Source organism: Streptomyces albipurpureus, assembly GCF_023701525.1.
Classification (GTDB): domain Bacteria; phylum Actinomycetota; class Actinomycetes; order Streptomycetales; family Streptomycetaceae; genus Streptomyces; species Streptomyces albipurpureus.
On the sequence record NZ_JAMQAW010000007.1, the window covers coordinates 161,796 to 183,739 of the forward strand.

Below are 21,944 nucleotides of genomic sequence, written 5' to 3' on the forward strand. Positions count from 1 at the left end.
GAGCCAGAGCCCCGGGGGTGCCAGTCCCCCTGACTGGTCGTCATCCGCACGTGACTCCGCCGTGGTGACCGTGGGTGTGTCCGCTGTCGTGCTCACGTTTCCGTTCCTCCTCGGGACCGATATCGCCGTCGCCGGGCTCTCCGCATCGCACCGTGTCGTCGACGCCGCCCCCACGGTCATGACCGGGCTTGGCAAGGCATGCCACCTGACTTCCATCTTGAGACTTCAAGGCGACTTGATCTCAAATAGGCCCATGGATGATCCACTTGGAGTCTCGATCGGCCAGGCGGCGGCCCTCTATGGCCTTGCTCCCTCGACGCTGCGGTGGTGGGAGTCCCAGCGGGGGCTTCCTGAGCCACCCCGCGTCAACGGCCGTCGGGTCTACACCGAGACCGAACTCCGCCGCATCGGACTCGCCTATCTGTGCTGCGTCGTTGCGGCCATGCCTCTTGAACAGTCATCTGTGGTCACCTCAGGAAGCCGGAATCGACGCTGGCAGAGCACGGTGCGGCACCATGCCGAGCTGATCGAAGAGAAGATCAAGCAGTTGCAGAGCGCCCATGCCTATCTGTTGCACCTGCTGCAATGCCCAGACGACGACATCGTCAGTCAATGTCCGGATCTCGATGATGAATTGATGAGTCACACCCCGCGTCGGCGGATCGCCACTCAGGGGCTCGTCGCGGCTGCCCGGTCGATCTCCCACAGCGAGCCGGCCCAGCGGCAGCGTGATGAAAATGGTTCAGCGCGTGATGAAAACGCCGCCCCATCGGGTCGCTGCGCCATCTGCGCGGGACCCCTCAACCAACCGGCGCGCGGCCGCCGCCGCACCTACTGCTCGCGGGCATGCCAACAACGGCAGTATCGGCGGAACGCGGACCGCCCCTCGGTATAGCCCTGCTTGCCGCGGCGGACCACCGGGAGTACCTCGGGAAGCGGTCATACCCAAGAAGCGCTCAGCCAGGCCCCTGTCGACCGAGCCAGGAGCAGGGTTCGCCATCATGACCCCGGGTGGTGGAGGTGTCTTCGAGGCATGCCCTGTCAGCGGGTGGCGGCGAACGCCGGGGGCTGGTCACCGCCTGGAGGTGGACCCCACCGTTGATCTGGATGCCCCTGCTGGAGGCGGGGTTGCACCGCACCTCGGTCACCGGGCGGCCATCCGCCCGAGGAGTGGCGAAGAGGATGTTCACGCGCTGTACGGTCCCGACCTTGGGCCGCGATCGGGCTGATCGGATGCGCGGCGCGGGTGCTGGTGGCGTCCGCTGCTCGGGGCAACGCCCGGCGCACCGTCAGGTCACGAGCCATGACCCTCGGTGTCACTGCGCCGTGCCGCCCGGCGGCCGGCGTCGCCAGCTGGCCTGGCCGGTCCCGCCGGTTCGTCGACCGCGCCACCGGAACCAGCCCGGCGAACCCCGAGGCGGAGTTCCACTTCCGCAAATGTCCGAGAACCGAGCGTGATGCTCGAAAATCGACCGCGATGTCCGAGGGCGCAGGGACCCGAGGGGCGGCCCCGGGATCGGCGCAGCGAACTCCCCGGCCTCTCAAACCGGCACCGACCCCGCCTAGGGCCGCGCATGGTGGATCCCGGTGATCCCCCCACGGCGAAGGCCGGGTGTTCTCACCGAAGGCCGGTCGGTGCGGTGCCTTCTCACCGTACGTCGGGCGGGCTGGTCAGAGCGCGGATCGGCGAAGGGGGTTCCGTCCGCTGGTGTGAACGGACGGAACCCCCGATCAACGTGTGCCCGGGGTCAGTCGGTGAGCCGATCCGTGATCCAGGTGCACAGCTCCTCGGTCATGGTGGTGTGCGCGGTGGTCGTGGACGAACAGAGGAATTCGTCCAACTCGCTCTCCTCCGGGCCGACTTCGCCGATGTTCGCGTACAGGTCATCCTGCTTGTCGATGTCGCGGATCGCGACCGCACTGACCGTGGGGACGAAGCACACGTCCTCATGGGACAGGTCCGTCCTGCCTCCGAGCTTCCTCATGGTGTCGGCGAGGATCTTGTAGGTGTGCAGGGTTCCGCCCGGTGCGCCGTCCAGTTCGGGGAAACCGTCGGTGGTGATGGTCTTCTCGGCCTTGGGGAACCTGCGGTTGAGGTAGGCGGCCGTCACGTCGTCGCCCTGGGCCTGGGTGTAGAACGTGGTGCCCGGGTAGATCCGGTCGATCCGCAGCGCGGCCTCGCCGGGCTTCACCTCCGGCAGGCCGATCCCGTCGGCGCGACCGTTCGCCACACCGATCTTCATCGGGATCTGCGGCCAGTTGCCGACCCGTTCCCGGGCCGCCAGGAACTCCGTGCGCTCCGGGGCGATGCCGATCTCGCCGGTGTCCTTGTCGTAGTGCTGCCACAGCATCTGACGCGCGGCCGGGCTGTTCATCTGCTTCGCGAAGTCGTTCGGGAAGGGGATGAAGTGGGAGAACGCCTGTACCCCGACCGGGATGGAAGCGCCGCGGTGCGGGCTGTCGAAGGAGAAGTACAGCGCGGTCTGGTGGTCCATCCGCTGTGTTTCCATCTTGGCGAGTGCGTAGCGGGTGACGATGCCGCCCATGCTGAAGCCGCCGACGACCAGACGGGCGCGACCCGCCTTCTCGGCGGTGGCCCGCATGATGGCGGCCTCGGCCGCCTCCGCGTTGTGCAGGATCGACGCGCTGCGTTCCTCAAAGCCGAGCAGGATCACGTCCCTGCCGCGTCGGCGCAGGTCGCTGATGAACTGGTAGCCGCTCTCCAGCCCTTGGTAGAGCAGGTCGAGCTTGCTTCGGCCGAGGTTGAAGCCGTCGGCCATGATGACGGGCCGGGCGAGACCGCCGGGGTTGCCCTCGCCGGGGAAGAGCCAGGCGAAGCCGTTCGGCAGGGTCCACTCCTCGTGCTCCGGCACCTGGATCGTTCCGGCGGCTTCGGCGGTCAGCGGACCGCCGACAGTGAACGAACCGACGTTCGGCTCGGTCGTCTCAGACATGGTCGTACTCCTGACAGAAGAGAGGGGGGTGGGTGAGACGACGTCATCATGGGGGCGAACCGGGCGCCTCACTTTTCCGAGCGGCGGGGTTCACCACTTCTGATGGATCAAGCGCGGGAAGCGTTTAACGTGCCCCCCGGATGCCATTGGCCTGTTCTCGTCGTCCGCCCGTTTGTCACACCGATTCCACACCGAGGAAGCACCACACCGCCGCGCGTCGTGGGATCGGCCACGGGCCGAACACCCGCCGCCACACCCTGGCCTTCGTATCAGCGCCGGAACGGGCCGCTCACCCCGTGGTGGCGCACAGCCTCCCGTGGAGCGCGCTCAGCCTCCGCTGCGACAGACCGGCTGCCCGAGGACGCGGGTGGCGGAAGTCGGTACGTGCAGGAGCTCGGCGTGCCGGGGCGCCTTCGGGAAGCGGCCGGTGTGGTCGGTACCGGTGACCGCTGGGGAACGCGAGCGACACGGCGGTAAGTCGCGATGGAATTCCGGCCACCCGTCCGAAGTCAGCTGTCCCGACTGTCAGTTCATTCCTCAGGTATAGGGTCGCACCATGGCGCTGCAACTCTTTCAGCTGAATTTCAAAGCCCGGGACGACTCGGGGCTGGGGCGGTTCTGGGCGGAGGCGCTCGGCTGGAGTGTTTCCAGCAAGGAACCCGGTGCGACCAGCGTCAAGCCCGTGGGTTCCGTATGGCCGGACCCCGCCGCCGTGCGTATCGATGTCATCGCCGTCCCAGACCCCGGAACAGTGAGAAACCGCGCGCACATCGAACTCGCCACCACCTCTGCCGCCCATCACACGGAGATGGTCGCGCGTCTGAAGGAACTCGGTGCCACCCCCGCCGATGCGGGCGAGGGCGACCTCCCGCGGACAGTTCTTGCCGACCCGGAAGGCAACGTGTTCTGCGTCCTTGAGCCTCGGGAGACCCGTCAAGACGCCGGGCCGATCGCCGCGGTGGTCGTCGACTGTGCGGACCCGCGGGCCATGGCCCGGTTCTGGCGCGAGGCGATGGACTGGACCGTGGACGAGGTGACCGACGATCATGCGCTACTGCGCTCCGCCAAGGGTGGCGGCCCCCAGCTGGAGTTCCTCCGCACGCCCCACCTGTTGGACCCGCGGCACCGCGTTCATCTCGATCTAGCGCCCTACCCCTTTGACCATGACGGTCAAGCGGCGCAGGTGGCCCGGCTCAAGGCCCTCGGTGCGACGACCCCCGTCGACGCGGGCCAGGGCAACTTCCCCTGGAAGGTGCTGGCCGACCCGGAGGGCAACGAGTTCTGCGTCCTGGGCCCGGCCTGACGCGGAGCCCGCCACCGCCACCGCCACCGCCACCGAAATCATCAACGGCGTCCCAGCCTGTCCGGTTCCTGCTAGCAGTCACTCAGCAGCTGGTGGGCTGCCCCGAATCCTGCGGTGACATGGATGGGGACCGAATGCCTCGGCCCCCTCCACCGGGCAAGCACTCCGACCGCGATCGGGCCGGCCGCTCCCCCTACCTCACGGCCTGGCCCTGACAGGGATTCCGGCCATGGTCCTTCACCGGGGTGGCCCCGCGGAGAGTGATCAGCAGGAACGCCACTCCGCGGATGCTGTGCCGTTGAAGTACCTGCCCGCGTCGGCGTACACGGTGAAGGACCGGGATGTACCCGCCGGGCCCACCTGCGGGCTCTGCTTGTGCCCGCCGCCGGCGTAGTAGAACTTGATGAACGGGCACCTTCCGTCAGCCCTCGCGTCGTAGATCGTGCCGCTCGCGGTGTTCCCGTTACAGATCTGTCCGCTTCCCCCGCCTTCGGTTCGCGTCTTGTTCCACCCGACACATGCCAGAGCGTCGTCGCTCTCACTGCCGGCCGCAATTGCGGGTGTCGCTAAGATACTCGCGCCGAGCATGAGAGCGCCCAGAAAACCGCCGACGCGGAAAGTCGAAGCCTTCATTGCTTTCTCCTCCACTAAGAACCTCAGGGCGGGTGTTCCTCTCCCTGACTGACGTGAACTCTAGGTCACGGCGGTGGAGTTCAGAAGGCTCAGAAAGGTTGAAAGAAGGGCGTGCCAAGGGCGCGGAATGGGCGTGAATTCATGGCACGTACCGTCTCGAATTTGCCGAGGATTCTCCGCCCGCATTTGTGCTGGCGGTCCTTTCGTCCAGGACGGGACTGCGGCCGTTGTGTCTGCCGGACGCCCGGTGAGCGGGTCGTTGCTCGCCTATGCCGTTGACACTGCCTGCGGCCGCAACACCGAAGGCCGGGTCGCGCTGGTTCCGGCCTGGCGGGCGACCTACCGTGCCCGCCAGGCCCCGCGTCCGGGAAAAGTGTACGGAGTCCGACTGCCCCCAACGCCCGTGATACCACCGCGGGGCCGATGCTGTCCGGGGCGGGTGCGGAAGCGGGCCGTACCGGGGCCAGGAGGCTGCGGGCGACGCCCGGGCCGCGGGTACCAACCGCACCCGGCGTGGCCGGGGAACTGCCTCAGACCAGTGCCGCAGCCAGCCTGGCACGCCGGGAACCACCTCACGCCAGTGTCACTGGACTGGGACGCCTCGTACGATGCGGCAATGACAGCCGAATCGGTCTCAACGCGCTCCCTCTACGTCCATGGGCTCAAGGGGAACGTCTGGCTGGACAACGGGGTGATCGTCCTCCAACAGGACGGACTGCGGCGGCGTATACCGCTGGCAGCCGTACACGGCGTCGAAGTCAGTGTCGGAAGGTACAAACGGCCCGCAGTGGAGATCACCCTGCGTACGGGCGAGGGGTCGGAACCTGTTCGCTACGAGTTGGACGGCCGCAGTTTTGTGACGGCGAATCTCTTCGCGGAGACGGTTACCGCCGCACTACCCGCCGCACACGCCGCACACCCGATGGACAACGGCACAGAACTGGTCGTCGAAGAAGCCGACCCACAGGCCCGGCAGCGAACCGCGGAGCAGCAGCGACAAGGCCGACGGCTCGTGATCGTCTTGGTGACGTGTCTGGTCCTGTGGGTGGCTGGGCTGGTGACCGTCGCGGTAGCGGGTGAGTCGGACTCACTCACGTTCTGGCTGGCGGGAACCGCTCCCCTACTCGGCGGGCTCGGCCTGGTCGCGGGGCTGGTGTTCACGGTGCGGGGCTGGGTGATCCGACGCCGCCGAGGGGTAGGGGTAGTGGCGGTGTTCGATCGGCGCGAGGGCAGACACAAGGTCTTCGTGTTCATCGACAACGCCGGCGAACGGCAGGAGTACAACGCAAACCCTACCGTCCGTACGATCGCCGAGGACCCGCCACGCATTCAGGTCATCCACGACCCGCTCGGCAGAGTAGGCGCTCAGCCATACGAATCGGTGGCCGCGCTGGTAGCCAGGTGCACTTTCTACACAGTGATCGGCCTGCCTCTGCTGGCTGGCGGGTTGTACGCCCTCCCCTACCAGCTAGCCCGCGTGCTCTTCCCGAGCGACTGAACCAGACGCTGGCACCACCGCAGGGGAACGCGCCGACCACTCCCACCCCACAGCAAGCATCCGACAGAGGACTGGCCTCCGAACAACGCACCGGAGACCCGGGGCTCCTTCCTGTCCGAGGGAGCGTGGAATGGGCGTGCCAGCGCGTGCCAGGCATCGCGTTGCAGCGGGTGGTTGGCGAAGTCTGCGAATCAGGACCCAGGCGCGGTCACGACGCCTGGGCCCGTGCCATCCACCAAGGCAGTCCGGAGCTGTCAGGAGTGGTTTGACGGGGAGACGGCGGGTTGCCAGTGGGACATGAGGACCTCCGTTTGACGAGGGTGCGCGCCGGCAGTCGCGCCACCCCATACGGAGGCCCTCTTCTTGTCCAGCGGGTTCGCCCGTCGCCAACATCCGTGGTCAGCGGACCAGGAGATCGGGCACGGCGGGACGAACTCGACGGTCAGTCAGCCTCCAGTTGGAAGTTGAAGACGGAGGAGTCGAAACGGTTGTAGCTCTCGTAGTCCAGGAGGTCATACAGGTCGCGCCGGTGCTGCATCTCATCGAGCCGGTCTGTCAGCGAACCCTGGTCGAGCAGCGTGCTCAGGCCACGGTCAGCCGCTCCCATCGCCAGTCTCAGCAGTGAGACGGGCCAGATCACGATGTTGACCCCGACATCCCCCAGCTGGTCGACGGTGAAGAGTTCGCTCTTACCGAACTCGGTCATGTTCGCAAGGAGCGGCACGTCGATCGCGGCGCGCACCTGGGCGAACTCGTCCAGGGTCCGCAGCGCCTCCGGGAAGATCGCGTCCGCCCCGGCGTCCACCAGCCGTCGCGCCCGCTCGATCGTTGCCTCCAACCCCTCGACCGCGCGCACATCGGTGCGAGCCACGATGAGGAAGTCGGGGTCGCGCCGAGCGTCGACGGCTGCCCGGATCCGTCGCGCTGCCGCCCCAGCGTCGACGACCTGTTTGCCGTCGAGGTGGCCGCAGCGCTTCGGGTTCACCTGGTCCTCGATGTGCAGACCCGCGAGACCGGCGTCCTCAAGCTCCTGGACCGTGCGCGCGACATTCATCGGCTCCCCGAAACCCGTGTCGGCATCGGCGAGCGCGGGAAGGTCGGTGACGCGGGTGATCTGGCGCGTGCGCCCGGCGACCTCGGTGAGCGTGGTGAGCCCGATGTCCGGAAGGCCGAGGTCCGCGCTCAGCACCGCGCCGGATACATAGACGCCGTCGAAGCCACGGCGCTCGATGAGCCGCGCGGAGAGCGGGTTGAAGGCACCTGGCAATCGCAGCAGTTCGCCGGAGGCCAGTCGTTGGCGAAAGGACCGGCGCTTGTCCGAATCGGTTTGCGTCGTGTAGAGCATCGCTGGCTCCTCAGAAGATTCCGGGTCGGCCGGCGGACGGCAGCTGACCCGCCTGGGCGACGAAGGTCAGGTCCCGGACCTCGTCGACGCCGAGCTCAGGAAGACGCAGCGCCAGATCGAGGAACCGCTTCACCTCGACCTCTCCCAGTACGGGTGTCGCGAGAGTACGGAACTTCTCGATGTAGTTCTCCCGGGCGAAGGGGCGAGCTCCGGCGGGGTGCGCGTCCGCCACGGCGATCTCGTCCTCGATGGTTCGACCGTCCACGAGGGTCACCACGATACGACCGCCGTAGGACTGGCTGTCACCGCCCGCGTGGTACCGGTCCGTCCACACCGGGTCTTCGACGGTGGTGACCTTCTGCCACAACGCAACGGTGTCGGGGCGCGTAGCCCGCTCGGTGGCGTAGGAGTCGACGTGGTGCCAGCGTCCGTCCTGTAGCGCGACGGTGAGGATGTAGGGAAGCGAGTGGTCGAGCGTCTCGCGCGAGGCGTTCGGGTCATACTTCTGCGGGTCGTTCGCCCCCGAGCCGATGACGTTGTGGGTGTGGTGGGAGGTGTGCACCACTATGCTCTCGACCTTGGCCGGATCCGCGACGTCGGGGTGCTGGTGCAGCAGCTTTCGCGCCAAGTCGATCCATGCCTGGGCCTGGTACTCGGCCGAGTGCTCCTTCGTGTAGCTGAGCAGGATCGCCTCTTTGGGCTCTCCCAAGCCAGGCAGCGGCACTTCGTAGCGCCCCTCCGGGCCATCGAGCAGCCAGGCGATGACTCCGTCCTCGCCCTCGTAGATCGGGGCCGGGCTTGTCTCGCCGCGCATCGCCCGGTCCACGGCCTCGACCGCGAGCTTGCCGGCGAACCCGGGTGCGTACGCCTTCCACGACGAGATCTCACCCTTGCGGGACTGCCGGGTCGTCGTGGTGGTGTGCAACGCCTGGCCGATGGCCTGGTAGATCACCTCGGTGGGCAGGTCGAGGAGGGTTCCGATACCCGCCGCGGCCGACGGGCCGAGGTGCGCGATGTGGTCGATCTTGTGCTTGTGCAGGCTGATGGCGCGCACGAGGTCGATCTGCAGCTCGTAGCCCGTCGCTATACCGCGCAGCAGCGCGCGCCCGTCCTTGCCCGTGTGCTGGGCGACAGCGAGGATCGGCGGGATGTTGTCACCGGGATGCGAGTAGTCCGCTGCGAGGAATGTGTCGTGGTAGTCAAGCTCCCGAACCGCAACTCCATTGGCGTACGCCGCCCATTCGGGACTCGTGCGCCCGTCCGGTCCCAGCCCGAAGAGCGTCGAGCCCGGGCCCGAGCGACTCGGAGCGTGTGACAACGCCTGCGCACGAGCCGAGGAGGGGGCCGAGCGGCCGATGGAGGCGGCGGCGACTGAGGCGTTGTCGATGACGCGGTTGATGATCATCTCGATGACGGAGTCGGTGACCTCGACGGGGTCCGTGGCCAGCTGTGCCATCTTCCAGGCCAACTGCTCCTCGCGGGGGAGGTTCTCCTCACTGCGGTGAGATCGGACGGGATGGTTCCTCATCGGGGCGTCTCCATTGCTCTGGGTGGGCGGTGTCCCTCGGTCGCGTCCCTCTCGGGAGGACGCCAGGACTGGCGGAAGTGCTCAAAGCCGTTGTGCAGGTGTACGTGTGTGGCGTGGACGGCCAGCGCGGCGTCGCCTCGGGAGATGGCTCGCGCGATGAGCGAGTGCTCCGAGGCGGACGCCTCAAGCCGGTCCTGGGAGTGGCGGGCCATACGGCGCACCCGGCCGATATGGGTCCGCAGGTTCTCCATCGTGTCGACCAGGAAGGAGTTGTCCGTCGCCGCGCTGATGGCGTCGTCGAAGCGGTGGATGAGCGCGAAGTAGTCGCCCACGTGCTCGTCGCTGACCGTGGCACCCCGAAAGTGGTCGTACCATTGTGCGAACTGGTCTTCGAATGACGCGAAGACCGCTGACTTGCCGCGGGCGGCCGCGAGTTGGGCGGCTTGGGCTTCAAGACAGGCACGCAGTTCGAAGAGGCTTCGCACGTCGTGCTCGGCGATCTGGGTGACGACGAGACCACGTTTTCCCGACGGTTCGACGAGGCTCTCGGCGATAAGGCGGCGCAGAGCCTCACGTACCGGGGTGCGGGAGACCCCAAGGCGCTCGGACTGCTCCACCTCTAAGAGGGGGGCGCCCGGTGGCAGGGCGCCTTCCAGGATCTCCGACCGCAGTTGGGCATAGGCACGTCCCGCGGCAGTGGGGGAAGTGGTCGACATGCCCGGAGTGTATACATGAGTTGGCTTAAAGGTCACGAGTGAGCATGAGATGCCTGCAAACTCTTGTGAGCCCCCCTTCGTGTGTATACATTCCGTGTCTCCAGACACTCAGTCGCAGGGACAAGGATGTCTCCCATGAAGATCACCCGCATCTCCGCTGTAGCAGCGGCCGCTGTCATTGCCCTCAGCGCATGCGGCAGCGGAAACGACACTTCCTCGGGCGAGAAGAACAAGGCCGGCAAGGACTTCCAGGCACTCAACCGCCTTGAGATCATTGCGCCCGCGGCGCCCGGCAGTGGTTGGGACCAGGCCTCCCGCGCGGTCCAGGACTCGCTGAGGACCGCCAAGCTCGCGAAGTCGCCCGAGGTCAAGAACGTCCCCGGTGCCTCGGGCACCGTAGCCCTCGCGCAGGTCGCACCTCAGAAGGGCAAGGAAGACCTCTGGATCGCCTCCGGACTGGCCATGATGAGTGGTGTCATCAGCAACGGCACCGATGTCACACTCGACGACCTCACCCCTCTGGCCCGCCTCATGGGCGAGTACGAGGTCATCGTCACGCCCAAGGGCTCGCCCTACAAGACGGTCGATGACCTCTTCGCGGCGATCAAGAAGAACCCCAAGGCGGTCTCCATCGCCGGCGGTTCCGCAGGCAGCGCCGACCACATCTTCATCGGTCTGCTCGCCAAGCACTACGGCGTCAAGCCCGCCGACGTCAACTACGTGCCCTACAGCGGCGGCGGCGAGGCGACCACCGCGATCCTCGGCGGCAAGGTCCAGGCCGGTGTCTCGGGTCTGAGCGAGTTCTCCGCCCAGATCAAGGAGGGCAAGATGAGCGGTCTCCTCATCTCGTCCGCCCAGCAGGTCGAGGGGGTCCAGTTCGCTCAGACCGCCGCCGACGTCGACAAGGGCCTTGAGTTCCAGAACTGGCGCTCGATGATGGCGCCCAGCGGTGTGAGCGACGCGCTCAAGACCCAGTACACCGAGGCGATCAAGCAGATGCACGCCTCGCAGGGCTGGAAGGACACCCTCAAGAAGAACGCCTGGAACGACAACTTCATCGCCGGTGACGAGTTCGCGACCTGGCTGAAGGAGGAGAACACCCGCGTCAAGGGAGTTCTCGACGACCTCGGCCTGTCCAAGAAGTGAACTGACTTTCGTTGTGGGTGCCCGCCTCGTGCGGGCACCCACCACCCCGGCGTGAGAAAGGCACACCCATGAGCACCCACCCGACAACACCCGAGCCCTCCTCGGCCCAGTCCCATGACCAACGAGGCGTGGCCCTGGGCGAGTGGGCCGTGACGGTCGGACTTCTCGCCATCGGCGTTGTCACACTGCTCGATGGCCTCGGGCAGGCGACCTCGACGTCCGCGTCGGGGGTCGGAGCCGGCTTTATGCCCAAAGTGGTCGGCGTACTGCTCATCGCACTCTCCGTGGCGCTCGGCGTTCAGGTGGCGCGGGGCAAGCGCGGTGAGGCCGATGCGGCCGAAGGCGACGTGGACGTCCGCAACACCAGGTGGGTACCCCTCGCCGTCTGCGTAGGCGCCGTGCTGATCTTCATAGCCGGGGTCGAGACCCTCGGCTATGTCATCGTCTCCGCCCTGGCCTTCTGGCTCACGGCGTGGGCCCTCGGGGCTCGGAGCCACCTCAAGTCGGCGGCCATCGCGGTCGTGCTGTCCATCGTGGTGTATCTCGTCTTCACGCGTGCCCTCGGCATCTCGCTGGCCGCCGGTGTCCTGGAAGGGGTGCTCTGATGTCGGGCTGGGAAGGACTTCTCCACGGGCTCTCGGTCGCCGTCACCCCCGAGAACCTGCTCTTCGCACTGATCGGCACCATCGTCGGAACGTTGATCGGCGTCCTGCCGGGGATCGGTCCCGCGCTGACCATCGCTCTGCTCCTGCCGATGACCTACGGGCTTGAGCCGGCGAGCGCGTTCATCATGTTCGCCGGCATCTACTACGGCGCCATGTACGGCGGATCGACCACGGCGATCCTGCTCAAGACCCCCGGCGAGTCCGGTTCGGTCATCACCGCGATCGACGGCAACAAGATGGCGCGCAAGGGCCGCGGTGCCGCCGCACTGGCCACCGCCGCCATCGGGTCGTTCGTCGCGGGAACCATCGCCACGCTTCTGCTGGCGTTCTTCGCGCCGTGGATGGTCAAGGTGGCCATCCAACTGGGCGCCCAGGACTACTTCGCGCTCATGGTGGTCGCCTTCCTCACCGTCAGCGCCCTCGTCGGCAGCTCACCGCTTCGCGGACTCATCTCGATGTCACTCGGCCTGACCGTCGGGATCGTCGGGCTCGACTTCCAGAGCGGTCAGCAGCGTCTGACCTTCGAACAGGTGTCACTGCTCGACGGAATCGACACGGTCGTACTGATCGTCGCGCTCTTCGCGCTGGGCGAGGTGCTCTATGTGGCGGCACACCAGGTGTCGAGCCGCTTCGATGTCATGCAGGTGAAAAAGGGCAAGAACTGGATGTCCCGAGAGGACTGGCGCCGAGCCTGGCGGCCATGGCTGCGCGGCACGTCCATCGGCTTCCCGCTCGGGGTCATCCCCGCAGGCGGCTCCGAGATACCGACCTTCCTGTCCTACACCCTCGAACGCAAGCTGTCGAAGCGTCCGCAGGAGTTCGGGCAGGGCGCGATCGAGGGGGTCGCGGGACCGGAGGCCGCGAACAACGCCAACGCCGCCGGTACCCTCGTTCCCCTGCTGACCCTCGGCATCCCCACGTCCGCCACGGCGGCCGTCATCCTCGTCGCCTTCCAGCAGTACGGCATACAGCCCGGTCCGCAACTGCTTGACACCCAGTCGGCGCTCGTCTGGGGTCTCATCGCCAGCCTGCTCATCGCGAATGTCATCCTGCTCGGCCTGAACCTGCCGCTCATCGGCCTCTGGGTGAAGATCCTCAAGATTCCCAAGCCCTATCTCTTCGCCGGCATCATGGTCTTCGCCCTGCTCGGCACCTACGCCGTGAACGGCAGCTCGTTCGACGTGGGAGTACTGCTCTTCTTCGGTGTCGTCGGCTATCTCATGCGCCGGTTCGGCTTCCCCGTCTCACCGATGATCGTGGGAGCGATCCTCGGGCCCCTCGCGGAAGTCCAGCTGCGCCGGGCACTCGACATCGCCGGCGGCGACATCGGGACGCTCGTGTCGACACCGTTCACCATCGTTGTGTATCTCACGCTGGCCGTCGTCCTGCTCGGAGGGTTCCTCCTGCGCAGGCCGAAGCGACACAACACCCTCGCCGAGGCCGACCGCGATGACGAGGTTCCCGACGTCCGGGAGCCCTCCGACCGTTGAGAGCCCCTGCGGCCCTCCTGTGCCATGCGTTCCTGCTCCAGCTGGCCGCCTACATCGTTCGACCCACATCGGCCTACCGGGCGATTGAGCTGGGCGTCGACCCGCAGCTGGTGGGCCTCATCGCCGCGAGCTTCGCCCTCCTACCGCTCGTCGTGGCGGTGGCCATCGGACGCTGGAACGACCGCGGCCACGTCAAGCTGAGCCTCATCCTCGGCGGCGCGCTGATGGTAGGGGCGGGAGTGGGAGTCCACCTCTGGTCGGAGAGCCTGACCAGCCTGCTGATATGGAACGCCGTCATCGGGCTCGGGCACCTTCTCGCGGTCGTGGGCCAGCAGACACTCGTGGCCCAGCTCGGGCGGGAGAAACTGGACTCCGCCTTCGGTACGTACACCTTCGCCGCCTCCCTCGGCCAAGCGGCGGCCCCCCTGGCGCTCGCGGCCGTCGGAGGGAGCGCGGTGCTCCCGGACACCGACATCCTCTTCGCCATCTACACGGCCACGTGCGCGATCCTGCTCGGGATGACCGGTCTGCTGCCATCCGCGCACAACGCGGACCAGCGCCTCGGCAGCGAGCACTCGCTGCGGTCCGCCCTCCAGGTCCCGCCGACGACCCAGCGCACCATGACAGGTGCGATGTTGCTCAGCATGCTCGTACTCGCGGCGGTCGACCTGATCCAGGTCTACCTCCCCGCCCTCGGGGTGGAACGTGAGATCCCATCGGCGACCATCGGTGTGCTGCTCGCTGTGCGCGCGGCGGCAACGATGGCCTCACGGCTGGGTCTGGCACGACTGGCCAGCAGGGTCGGACGGACCCGGCTGGCCTACGTCTCCACGATCGTCGCCGGCGCGGCGGTGGGCGCCCTCGCCGCTCCCGTCCCGATCGTGGTCTCAGGGATCCTGCTCGCCATCGCCGGATTCGCCCTCGGGATCGGTCAGCCACTGTCGATGTCCATCGTGACCGCCGCCGCCCCCGCTGGTACCACGTCGACGTGGCTCGCCCTGCGTCTGAGCGGCAATCGCGTGGGCCAGTCCGTGATCCCCGCCATACTCAGCGGGTTCACAGGCAGCATCGGTACGGGAGGCGTCTTCGTGGTCACCGGAATCGGGCTCCTCGGCACGGCAGCAGCGGCACGGTTCCTTATCGCCGACGATCTCTGACTGGCTGCCGGCAACATCCGACCGGCTCAGGCGCCAAGCCACTCTGGCGCTGCGCCGTCGGGTCCGTCGGCACCTCACGAGATCACCGTCGGGTACGAGTCCGGAAGGTCGTGGACGACGCTGCCGGTCTCGGCCAGGCGAACCTGATCGCTCCTGCGCAGGCTCTCGACGCACCGTCGAGAGCCTGCGCCTTCCCTGGGATGGCAGCCCTCACTCCGTCCGAACCCAGTAGCCCTTGAGCGCGCCCTGGTGTTGTGCCCTTCGAGGAGGCGCACCAGCGGGTCCGAAGGCGGCAGGTTCGAGGAGGACTTCACACCACCGCGAGGGTTGCCCCTGACGCAGGGTCAACCTCTCAGAATTGGTCGGTATGACGACGAGAGACAGTGCGACCGAGGCCGCAGGGCTGCGCGAGTCGTACGCCGGTGACCGTGAGGTAGTCGTGGACGACTCCGGCGAAGTCCCCGGAATCAGACAGAGAACTCACCGTGGGACAACCATCGACATGCCGACCGGCGACGACAGGACACCGGACGAAGGCGGCGACAGGGCGGTACGGCACTTCACCGTCCACCATGACGGCGTCACGATCCCGGTGTCCCGGGGTGGCCGGGGGCGACCGCTGGTCCTGTGCCCAGGACTGAACTCGACCCAGGCCGACCTGCACGAGCTGACCGAGCTCCTTCGACGCGACCACGACGTGGTGACCTTCGACCTCCGGGGCCATGGTCCCGCCTCGGCCTCCGACCGGTACTCCTTTGATGCCTTTCTGAGCGATCTCGTCGCCGTACTGGCGGAGCTGGGGCGGCGTGGCCTGTCCTCGGCGCCCGTGCTCGTGGGCTACTCGCTGGGCGCGGACCTGGCAGTGCACTATGCCGCCGAGTCTCCTGAGACCGTCGCAGGGCTGCTCCTCATCGACGGTGCGAATCCGTTGCCGGAACCGTTCATCACCGAGGCTGACCTGGCAGACTCCCGCACCATGGCGAACGCCCAGAACCGACTCGACAAACCTGCCCACCCCAACGGACCGGACTCCGTGGCGCTGCTGTGCGGGGCGGCGGCAAACACCGATGGGTGCTGCCTCAGGCGGATGGCGACGCGCACGGCGAACCGGGGGCGGTCAGGCGCCCGGGTCCCGTGTTGTCAGGACTCCAACGCGGGAACGCCGACCAGGCCGGTCTCACTCATGATGCGGTCGACCGTCTCGGTGAGAGTGCTGTCGCCGGTGATGACGGTCTCGAAGTCACCAGGCAGCAGGTCCAGTTCCCGGTACCAGTCGCGTAGTTGGAACTCGCCGACCTCGTTGGCCATCGGCTTGGTGGCGTGACGGGCGAGGGTCTGCTCGTAGGGGATGTGCAGGTAGTAGCCGTGGGTCGAGCCGCAGTGGTCGGCACACAGCCGGGTGAGCGTCTCACCGTAGTGGTCGGAGTGCAGAATTCCTTCGACCACCACGTGGAACCCGGCGTCCAGGGCGTAGCGGGCGGTCAGGTCGACCAGGCCGATGTTGGCTGCTCCCGGCCGGTCCCGCTCGCGCAGGACGATCCGGCGGAGGTTGTCCTGGCCGACCAGGGCCAGGCCAGGGCCGAACCTCTCACGGAGGCTGGCCGCGATGCCCGACTTCCCCGAGGCGCTGTTGCCGCGCAGCATGACCAGCCGTGTTTCTTCGGTGCCCGCCATCACCAGGCGAAGACTGGCGGCCACCGACACCGCTCGGAGCGGAGGCGGCCCAACCTCGGTGGTCAGCGCGCACCGCCGGTCGGGGCGGGCGACCAGAGACTACTCAGAAGCAGCATGACTCTCCAAGCCCCGTTCTGCTGGGCCGTGCCAATCGGGTGCGCGGACCGCGAGGGGCCTCAGGGATCTCCCGCGCCAGCGGTTCTCGCTGGGTGGGGCACCCCCGGTGAGGTCGGAGGGGGTCTCTGCGCGGGAGGGACTGCTCGGCGCGGCTCGGCACGGGGAAGAGGGCGTTGTGGATGCCCCTCGGTACTGGCCGATCTCCATGCCGGCGGGCGGGTAGCAGCCCAACGCACGGGCAGTGATCATGCACTCCCCTGTGGTGGCCGGTGAGCGGCATCGAGTACCAGAGCGAGCAGCCGGTCGGGCTGTCCCGGGTCCTCGGTGCGGGCCGTGGAGAGCGCGATACCGACAACCAGTCGGATGACGTCGTCTGCGCTCAGGTCAGCGCGAGCTGTTCCCTGCTGCTGGGCCCGGCTGAGCAGAGCGGCCGCCGAGTGAAGGATCAGCTGATGGCAGTCGATTCCCAGCGCGGCCGGCTCCTCGATCATCAAAGCGCCGCCCATTCCCTTGTTGAGGCGGGCGTGAGCCAGGAAGCCGTGCAGCCATTGCGCCAGGGCGTCGTCGGCGGATTCCGCCGAGAGCAGCTCTTCTGCCGTCTCGCACAGCGTCTCGATCCGGTCCCTGAGGACCGCGGTCAGCAGGGCCGAGCGATTCGGAAAGTGACGGTAGAGGGTCCCCGGGCCGACACCGGCTCTGCGGGCGATCTCGTTGAGGGATGCCTCGGGTCCAGCTTCGGCGAACACTTCCTGCGCCGTGGCCAGGAGGCGCTCCCGGTTGAGTCTGGCGTCTGTGCGTTGCGGTGGTTGCGCGGAGGTGCGGCCAGGCCTGGTCGACATCGTTCCGTCCTTCGATTGTCTCCGGGATAGTCAAACGGAGAACCTCTCCGTATCGTAGCGGACATCAACCGGAGAACCTCTCCGGAACGCGTGCGTGAGGAGCAGCGATGCCAGAAGTCACTCAGAACGAGTTGGGCCAGGTCGGGATCTGGACCCTTGCCTTCGAGGGACAGCCGGCCGGGCGGGTGCGTGAATCGGCAGCGGAGTTAGAGGAGTTGGGCTACGGGGCCATCTGGTACGGGGAGGCGTTCGGACGGGACGCGGTGGGCCAGGCATGGTTGCTGCTGTCGGCGACACAGCGCATCACCATCGCATCCGGTATCGCCAACATCGCGTTCCGGGACCCTGTCGCCACCGCTACCGCGACACGTGCGCTCGGCGAAGCGTTCCCCGGACGCTACATCCTGGGGCTGGGCGGGCATCGGGTGGACGACACCATCTACGAGCTCGACGGATTTCCCGTGCCGGCCCGGGGCCGGGCTGTGCCCACGATGCGCGCCTATCTGGACTCCATGGACGCGGTACCCGCCCATGGACCCGTGCCGGACCCCGCTCCCCGCCGGGTTCTGGCAGCCCTTGGCCCGAAGATGCTGCAACTGGCTGCCGAACGCACCTGGGGCGCGCACCCGTATTTCGTCTCCGTCGAGCACACCGTGCGGGCCCGCCGGCTGATGGGGCCGAACGCGTTTCTCGGCGTGGAACAGGCCGTGGTGCTGGACACCGACCTCAGCCGCGCCCGCGAAGTGGCCTCAGCCCACGTCGCCACCTACCTCTCCATGGCGCCGCACCAGGAGGCGAACGTCAGACGGCTCGGCTTCGGCGACGCGGACATCGCCGGCGGCCCGAGCCGTCGGCTGGTCGACGCGATCGTCTGCTACGGAGACGGGGAAGCGATCCGCCGACGCGTCCAGCAACACCTCGACGCAGGGGCCGACCACGTGTGTCTGCAGGTGCTCACCGCTGCCCCAGCCACTCTGCCGGAGCAGGCGTGGCGGGAGTTGGCCCCCGTTCTGCTGCATCACCGGTCCCCGCGGGTCGCACTCAGCCGAGAACCCTCTGACCGCCAGCGGTAGGGCGGACTCTGACTGCTCATGGCGGCCCCCATCCCTTCGATCCTGGCAGCCGGAGGACCTTGCCAAGCTGCTGCCCGGCCTCTCTTCAGGGGCCCGGTCAGAGCCCTGCCGGTGGGCGGACGTGGGATGCCTGCTTTCGTGTTGTGGCGCGAGGTAGGCCCCGAGCGGCAGGGGAGGGACAGCGCATCAGGAGTGAGGGGATGCCCGGCCGAGGTCAAGGACGGGTCAGATCGAGCAGGCGCGCCACGCACGGGTGGCACGGTGGGGTGTTCACGTACGGTGCCGAGGTCGGCGGGGGGAACCGATGGCTTCGGGCCCGCTCGATCAGATGCTCCGCGTAGCCGCGGGTGCGTCAGAAGGCGGGGGCGTGGGCGGTGATGATCTCCACCGACATGACACCTTCCTCGCCCAGTGCGGAGGTTGCCCTACACAGGTGTTCGATCAGGGCGGTGGGTTCTTCCCCGATCTTGCTGGCCAGATCGTCGCGATTGCGGGCGAGGTTGACGAGTTGGGCAGCGTAGGTGGGCCGGACGTGGGACTTGATGTCGTGCACGGACACGCCGGTGAAGCCCTCGGCTTCCAGGAGTGCCTTCCAACTGTCACTGGTGACGAAGGAGACCGGGATCAGCCGGTTGACCTCAGCCCATCGCCCGGGGTCCGCGCCTCGGGCGGTCAGCACGTCCTCCAGCACGATCCGTCCGCCCGGCACCAGAACGCGGCGGATCTCCCTCAGCGCTGTGGTCTTGCTCTCGAAGTGGCAGGCGGATTCCATCAACACCGCAACGTCGAAACTGGCGTCCGGGTAAGGGAGGCAGACCACGTCGGCAACCTGGAAACGCACCCGGTCGGTCAGACCCTCTTCGGCTGCCGCGGCTGTCGCGATGGAGATCTGAAAAGCACTGACCGACACACCCTCGGCATGGGCACCGGTCGCGGCGGCGAGCCGCAGAGCCGCCCTGCCTCGCCCGCACCCCACATCCAACAGCCGCCGGCCCGCGTCCAGCCCCGTGGCCACACCGACCACGTCGATCATCCGGTCCTGCGCCTGTTCCAGAGACACCGACGCATCGCGTGGATCGTCCCAGTACCCATGGTGTGTGGACTTCCCGAGCGCAGCCTCCCATGCCAGCTCCGTGGCGTCGTAGAACGCGCCCACTTCCTGGGCGATCTCTCCGGCACCGGCCGTGGCACCATCGCGCTCTGTCGACATCCGTGTACGTCCTTCGGTTTCGAGTGCTGGGCAGACCATCGTCCGCCGTTCTTCCGACAGGGCCAAGAGCGCACGCAAGCAGCACCGGAGCAGCGGGGCAACCCGCACTCCCCCAGCGGGTCCGGATGGTCACGGCTCGCTCATCCGATCGCAAGCCAGCGGGTCCGGGCATCGAGGCTTGGCGAGTTCATCGGCGGCCGGGGAAGAGCCATCGGGCGCTTCGGCTAGGGACGTAGGGCAGGCGCTGGCAGGCGTGCCCCCAGGCCCGCGTCAGTTCGGCGACGGGCTCCGGGAGGGGGAGGCCGGCGGCCTTGAACCTGCCCTGTCAGAGCACGAAGGCCCCGGCCTCCACAGGGAGACCGAGGCCTTGATCGAGCGCTGGGCAGGCCTTGCACCTGCATCCCCCCACGGGAAGTGGGGTGACTTTCCTTAGACCACCAACGCCAGTCCCGCAACCGGGAATCCCGGCCACGAGCGCAAGATCAATATATCGCACGAATCCCGTGCTCCGACACCCCGGTAAAGAGCTGCCACCAAACCCCGGGGCAACACACGGCCGCCAGAGACTCGGGGGTGTGGACGTCCTCGGAGGCGCCCCAGGGCTTCTGCACACGCAGGCCGATGATGTGGACCGGGCCGTAGGTCCTATGGCGGCCGCACGCGGGGCGAGCTTTCTGCCGCAGAGCGAGGGAGCCCTGGAAAAGAGCGCTGCTCGCCCAGGCCGCGGGCCGGCTGTGGCATATGGCGGGCGCGCCCACCCGCCCCCTCCCCGGGCATCCCCTGGTTCCCGACACACAACGGCCGGGACTGACGTGCGAGCCGCGGGCCGCTACGGCCGGGCGTGCGGACGGTCCCCTGTCGCCCCGACCGGAGAGGAGGGACATGCCGGGCTCCACCAACTCCGGGTGAACGCCGACGCCGCCGGTCATGGGCGACGGAGTGCGGGCCGGCCGGTCGAGCCCGGCCAGCCCGTGGGCCGAGGCCTTCGGAGCGTCAGGAACGCGCGGTCCGGTATGGCTTCGGGAGCTTGAGGCCGCGTTCCGCCATCACCGTGCGGAGCCTGTCCGGGTAGTCCGTGATGATGCCGTCGACCCCGTCGTCCATCAGCTTGCGCATGGTCGCGGTGTCGTTGACGGTCCAGGGAATCACCTTCATGCGCGCCTTGTGCGCCCGGTCGACCAGCTTCGCGGTGACATAGGGCTGGTACCCCGGGGCGTCGACCCTTCCGTCCTGTGGGTTGCCGTGGACGGGCGAGATGGCGTCCGCCCCGAACGAATCGGCGGCTGCCACCAGATCGCCGCCGAAGTCGTCGATGTCGATACCGCCCAGCCACGGGGACTTGCCGGGCATGCCCGCCTGCAGGAACTGCTGCCCGTTCGTCAGGGCGATGATGGGCAGGCGGGGCTCGACCTCGCGCATCCGCATCAGCGCGCCCCAGTCGAAGCTCTGGACGGTGACCTGGTCCAGCACCCGGGCTTTGCGCACCTCGCGGGCGACGACCTGCACGAAGCGCTCCCGCGGTGCGGTCTCGTGCGGCGCCCCTGCCTCGACCTTCGTCTCGACGTTCATCATGACTTTGCGTGCCTTGTGGCGGTCGACGAGTTCGAAGACCTCCGAGAGCAGCGGCATCCTCGCCCCCGGGCTGGGACGCTGCCCCGGGTGCTGCGGAAGGGTCTGCGACCCGCAGTCGAGGGTGCGAACCTGCGCCAGGGTGAGGTCAACGATGTACTTGCCGACGTACGGGTACTGCGGGTCTCCCGGTGCCGCCGGTGACGTGTCGCGGCACTTGGTCGCGCCGACGCGGCGGTCGTGGGTGACGACCGCCTTGCCGTCCCGGGTGATCTGGACGTCGAGTTCGAGGGTGGTCACCCCGGTCCTCAGCGCGTTGGAGAAGGAGGCGACGGTGTTCTCGACGACGAGCCCGAGACCGCCGCGATGGGCCTGCAGGTCAAAACGCTGGCGGTGTTCCGGTTTGTGCTTCCCCGGGGCCGCCTCGGCCTGTGGCGCCAGTAGCGGCACCGCCGTGAGTGCGGCCATGACGGGAAGAGCGAGGCGCCAGCCGGAGAAACGCCGGCCGCGCGTGGCCATCGGGAGATACGGCATGTGCTGCCCCTTCAGGTGAAAGTGGTCCTCGGTGCCTGCACAGCATCCGGAACGCCGGTTGCCCCCGGGTGTCCGAAAAGCGACTCCTTGATGGCGCCGCATCGACGGTCAGGGACGCACCGGCCCCTTCCCCGCCTCTCCAGGCTCCGAGCGCACCGATAGGCCAGGGGCTGGGCTCACGGAACTGTCACCGGTCGGGACGCCACTGTTCTTCGGTCAAGGTGATGTGTCGTAGTCACGCGGTGGACGACCGGCAGCATGGCGACCATGGGCTACAGCCGGGGCCCGTTCTGTGCGGCCGGCTGATCAGGGCATGCGACCTTGTGACTTCTGCGGTCACCCGGCGTCGTGGGTTCCGCTGACGGGTGTCGGCGGGCCGCCTGCTCCAGGCGTCGCATCCGGCGCTCCCGCGCTGTGACAGTGCCCGGGGTCTCGTACTGCCTCCCGGCTGCGCCACTGGTCGGGGGCTCTTCACCCGGTCCGGGAGCCGAGG

17 protein-coding genes and 1 pseudogene are annotated in these 21,944 nt (G+C 67.8%); 9 read left to right on the plus strand and 9 right to left on the minus strand.

Annotated features, from left to right (window positions below):
- Positions 1-76 precede the first annotated feature (76 nt).
- Complete coding sequence (locus NBG84_RS07830; protein WP_250918561.1) at positions 77-895, plus strand: MerR family transcriptional regulator; 819 nt, start codon at positions 77-79, stop codon at positions 893-895.
- Positions 896-1,748: 853 nt separating this feature from the next.
- Here the strand turns inward: NBG84_RS07830 and NBG84_RS07835 are convergent.
- Complete coding sequence (locus NBG84_RS07835; RefSeq protein ID WP_250918562.1) at positions 1,749-2,954, minus strand: esterase/lipase family protein; 1,206 nt, start codon at positions 2,952-2,954, stop codon at positions 1,749-1,751.
- Positions 2,955-3,510: 556 nt separating this feature from the next.
- On the opposite strand from NBG84_RS07835, the gene NBG84_RS07840 reads away from it, so the two are divergent.
- Entirely contained in the window at positions 3,511-4,257 is a 747-nt protein-coding gene (locus NBG84_RS07840; RefSeq protein ID WP_250918563.1) for a VOC family protein, read from the plus strand.
- 264 nt (positions 4,258-4,521) lie between these two features.
- Here NBG84_RS07840 and NBG84_RS07845 read toward each other — a convergent pair whose 3' ends face one another.
- A complete protein-coding gene (locus NBG84_RS07845; protein WP_250918564.1) occupies positions 4,522-4,890 on the minus strand; it encodes a hypothetical protein in 369 nt (122 codons plus the stop codon).
- 616 nt (positions 4,891-5,506) lie between these two features.
- Here NBG84_RS07845 and NBG84_RS07850 point away from each other — a divergent pair.
- Positions 5,507-6,388: a hypothetical protein gene (locus NBG84_RS07850; RefSeq protein WP_250918565.1), complete on the plus strand. Its 882-nt coding sequence runs from the start codon at positions 5,507-5,509 to the stop codon at positions 6,386-6,388.
- A gap of 442 nt (positions 6,389-6,830) precedes the next feature.
- Here the strand turns inward: NBG84_RS07850 and prpB are convergent, their stop codons facing one another.
- The 3 genes from prpB to NBG84_RS07865 are packed head-to-tail and all read right to left on the minus strand — an operon-like array spanning position 6,831 to position 9,977.
- The gene (prpB, locus tag NBG84_RS07855; RefSeq protein WP_250918566.1) at positions 6,831-7,733 is read right to left on the minus strand and encodes a methylisocitrate lyase; all 903 of its coding nucleotides are present in this window, start codon (positions 7,731-7,733) and stop codon (positions 6,831-6,833) included.
- Positions 7,734-7,743: 10 nt separating this feature from the next.
- On the minus strand, positions 7,744-9,261 hold the full coding sequence (locus tag NBG84_RS07860) for an MmgE/PrpD family protein (protein WP_250918567.1): 1,518 nt from the start codon (positions 9,259-9,261) through the stop codon (positions 7,744-7,746).
- Positions 9,258-9,977, minus strand: coding sequence for a GntR family transcriptional regulator (locus NBG84_RS07865; RefSeq protein ID WP_250918568.1), 720 nt, complete (start codon positions 9,975-9,977; stop codon positions 9,258-9,260). The genes NBG84_RS07860 and NBG84_RS07865 overlap by 4 nt, the downstream gene beginning before the upstream one ends.
- Positions 9,978-10,112: 135 nt before the next feature.
- Between NBG84_RS07865 and NBG84_RS07870 the strand changes: the two genes are divergently transcribed.
- From NBG84_RS07870 to NBG84_RS07890, 5 genes and pseudogenes are all read left to right on the plus strand, one after another.
- Positions 10,113-11,123, plus strand: a complete 1,011-nt coding sequence (locus NBG84_RS07870) for a Bug family tripartite tricarboxylate transporter substrate binding protein (RefSeq protein WP_250918569.1) — start codon at positions 10,113-10,115, stop codon at positions 11,121-11,123.
- 68 nt (positions 11,124-11,191) lie between these two features.
- Complete coding sequence (locus NBG84_RS07875; protein ID WP_250918570.1) at positions 11,192-11,728, plus strand: tripartite tricarboxylate transporter TctB family protein; 537 nt, start codon at positions 11,192-11,194, stop codon at positions 11,726-11,728.
- On the plus strand, positions 11,728-13,278 hold the full coding sequence (locus tag NBG84_RS07880) for a tripartite tricarboxylate transporter permease (protein WP_250918571.1): 1,551 nt from the start codon (positions 11,728-11,730) through the stop codon (positions 13,276-13,278). Before NBG84_RS07875 ends, NBG84_RS07880 begins: the two co-directional genes overlap by 1 nt.
- Positions 13,275-14,435, plus strand: coding sequence for an MFS transporter (locus tag NBG84_RS07885; protein ID WP_250918572.1), 1,161 nt, complete (start codon positions 13,275-13,277; stop codon positions 14,433-14,435). Before NBG84_RS07880 ends, NBG84_RS07885 begins: the two co-directional genes overlap by 4 nt.
- Positions 14,436-14,937: 502 nt before the next feature.
- Positions 14,938-15,393 (plus strand): annotated as a pseudogene (locus tag NBG84_RS07890) (alpha/beta fold hydrolase); the annotation flags it as partial.
- Positions 15,394-15,575: 182 nt separating this feature from the next.
- Here NBG84_RS07890 and NBG84_RS07895 read toward each other — a convergent pair.
- Together NBG84_RS07895 and NBG84_RS07900 are read right to left on the minus strand one after the other, a co-directional pair.
- Positions 15,576-16,109 (minus strand): P-loop NTPase family protein, encoded by a 534-nt coding sequence (locus NBG84_RS07895; RefSeq protein ID WP_250918792.1) that lies wholly within the window; start codon positions 16,107-16,109, stop codon positions 15,576-15,578.
- A 362-nt stretch (positions 16,110-16,471) separates the two neighbouring features.
- The gene (locus NBG84_RS07900; protein WP_250918573.1) at positions 16,472-17,065 is read right to left on the minus strand and encodes a TetR/AcrR family transcriptional regulator; all 594 of its coding nucleotides are present in this window, start codon (positions 17,063-17,065) and stop codon (positions 16,472-16,474) included.
- Positions 17,066-17,172: 107 nt separating this feature from the next.
- Here NBG84_RS07900 and NBG84_RS07905 point away from each other — a divergent pair, with 107 nt between their 5' ends.
- Positions 17,173-18,138: a TIGR03620 family F420-dependent LLM class oxidoreductase gene (locus tag NBG84_RS07905; RefSeq protein WP_250918574.1), complete on the plus strand. Its 966-nt coding sequence runs from the start codon at positions 17,173-17,175 to the stop codon at positions 18,136-18,138.
- Between the two features lie 352 nt (positions 18,139-18,490).
- On the opposite strand, the gene NBG84_RS07910 is transcribed toward NBG84_RS07905, so the two are convergent.
- The gene (locus NBG84_RS07910; RefSeq protein WP_250918575.1) at positions 18,491-19,348 is read right to left on the minus strand and encodes a methyltransferase domain-containing protein; all 858 of its coding nucleotides are present in this window, start codon (positions 19,346-19,348) and stop codon (positions 18,491-18,493) included.
- Positions 19,349-20,341: 993 nt separating this feature from the next.
- The gene (locus tag NBG84_RS07915; RefSeq protein ID WP_250918576.1) at positions 20,342-21,451 is read right to left on the minus strand and encodes a glycerophosphodiester phosphodiesterase family protein; all 1,110 of its coding nucleotides are present in this window, start codon (positions 21,449-21,451) and stop codon (positions 20,342-20,344) included.
- Positions 21,452-21,944 lie beyond the last annotated feature (493 nt).

Coding starts and splice junctions, on each gene's coding strand:
- NBG84_RS07835 (WP_250918562.1), bottom strand. CDS start 2,954: ATGTCTGAGACGACCGAGCCGAACGTCGGTTCGTTCACTGTCGGCGGT.
- NBG84_RS07840 (WP_250918563.1), top strand. CDS start 3,511: ATGGCGCTGCAACTCTTTCAGCTGAATTTCAAAGCCCGGGACGACTCG.
- NBG84_RS07845 (WP_250918564.1), bottom strand. CDS start 4,890: ATGAAGGCTTCGACTTTCCGCGTCGGCGGTTTTCTGGGCGCTCTCATG.
- NBG84_RS07850 (WP_250918565.1), top strand. CDS start 5,507: ATGACAGCCGAATCGGTCTCAACGCGCTCCCTCTACGTCCATGGGCTC.
- prpB (WP_250918566.1), bottom strand. CDS start 7,733: ATGCTCTACACGACGCAAACCGATTCGGACAAGCGCCGGTCCTTTCGC.
- NBG84_RS07860 (WP_250918567.1), bottom strand. CDS start 9,261: ATGAGGAACCATCCCGTCCGATCTCACCGCAGTGAGGAGAACCTCCCC.
- NBG84_RS07865 (WP_250918568.1), bottom strand. CDS start 9,977: ATGTCGACCACTTCCCCCACTGCCGCGGGACGTGCCTATGCCCAACTG.
- NBG84_RS07870 (WP_250918569.1), top strand. CDS start 10,113: ATGAAGATCACCCGCATCTCCGCTGTAGCAGCGGCCGCTGTCATTGCC.
- NBG84_RS07875 (WP_250918570.1), top strand. CDS start 11,192: ATGAGCACCCACCCGACAACACCCGAGCCCTCCTCGGCCCAGTCCCAT.
- NBG84_RS07880 (WP_250918571.1), top strand. CDS start 11,728: ATGTCGGGCTGGGAAGGACTTCTCCACGGGCTCTCGGTCGCCGTCACC.
- NBG84_RS07895 (WP_250918792.1), bottom strand. CDS start 16,109: ATGGCGGGCACCGAAGAAACACGGCTGGTCATGCTGCGCGGCAACAGC.
- NBG84_RS07900 (WP_250918573.1), bottom strand. CDS start 17,065: ATGTCGACCAGGCCTGGCCGCACCTCCGCGCAACCACCGCAACGCACA.
- NBG84_RS07905 (WP_250918574.1), top strand. CDS start 17,173: ATGCCAGAAGTCACTCAGAACGAGTTGGGCCAGGTCGGGATCTGGACC.
- NBG84_RS07910 (WP_250918575.1), bottom strand. CDS start 19,348: ATGTCGACAGAGCGCGATGGTGCCACGGCCGGTGCCGGAGAGATCGCC.
- NBG84_RS07915 (WP_250918576.1), bottom strand. CDS start 21,451: ATGCCGTATCTCCCGATGGCCACGCGCGGCCGGCGTTTCTCCGGCTGG.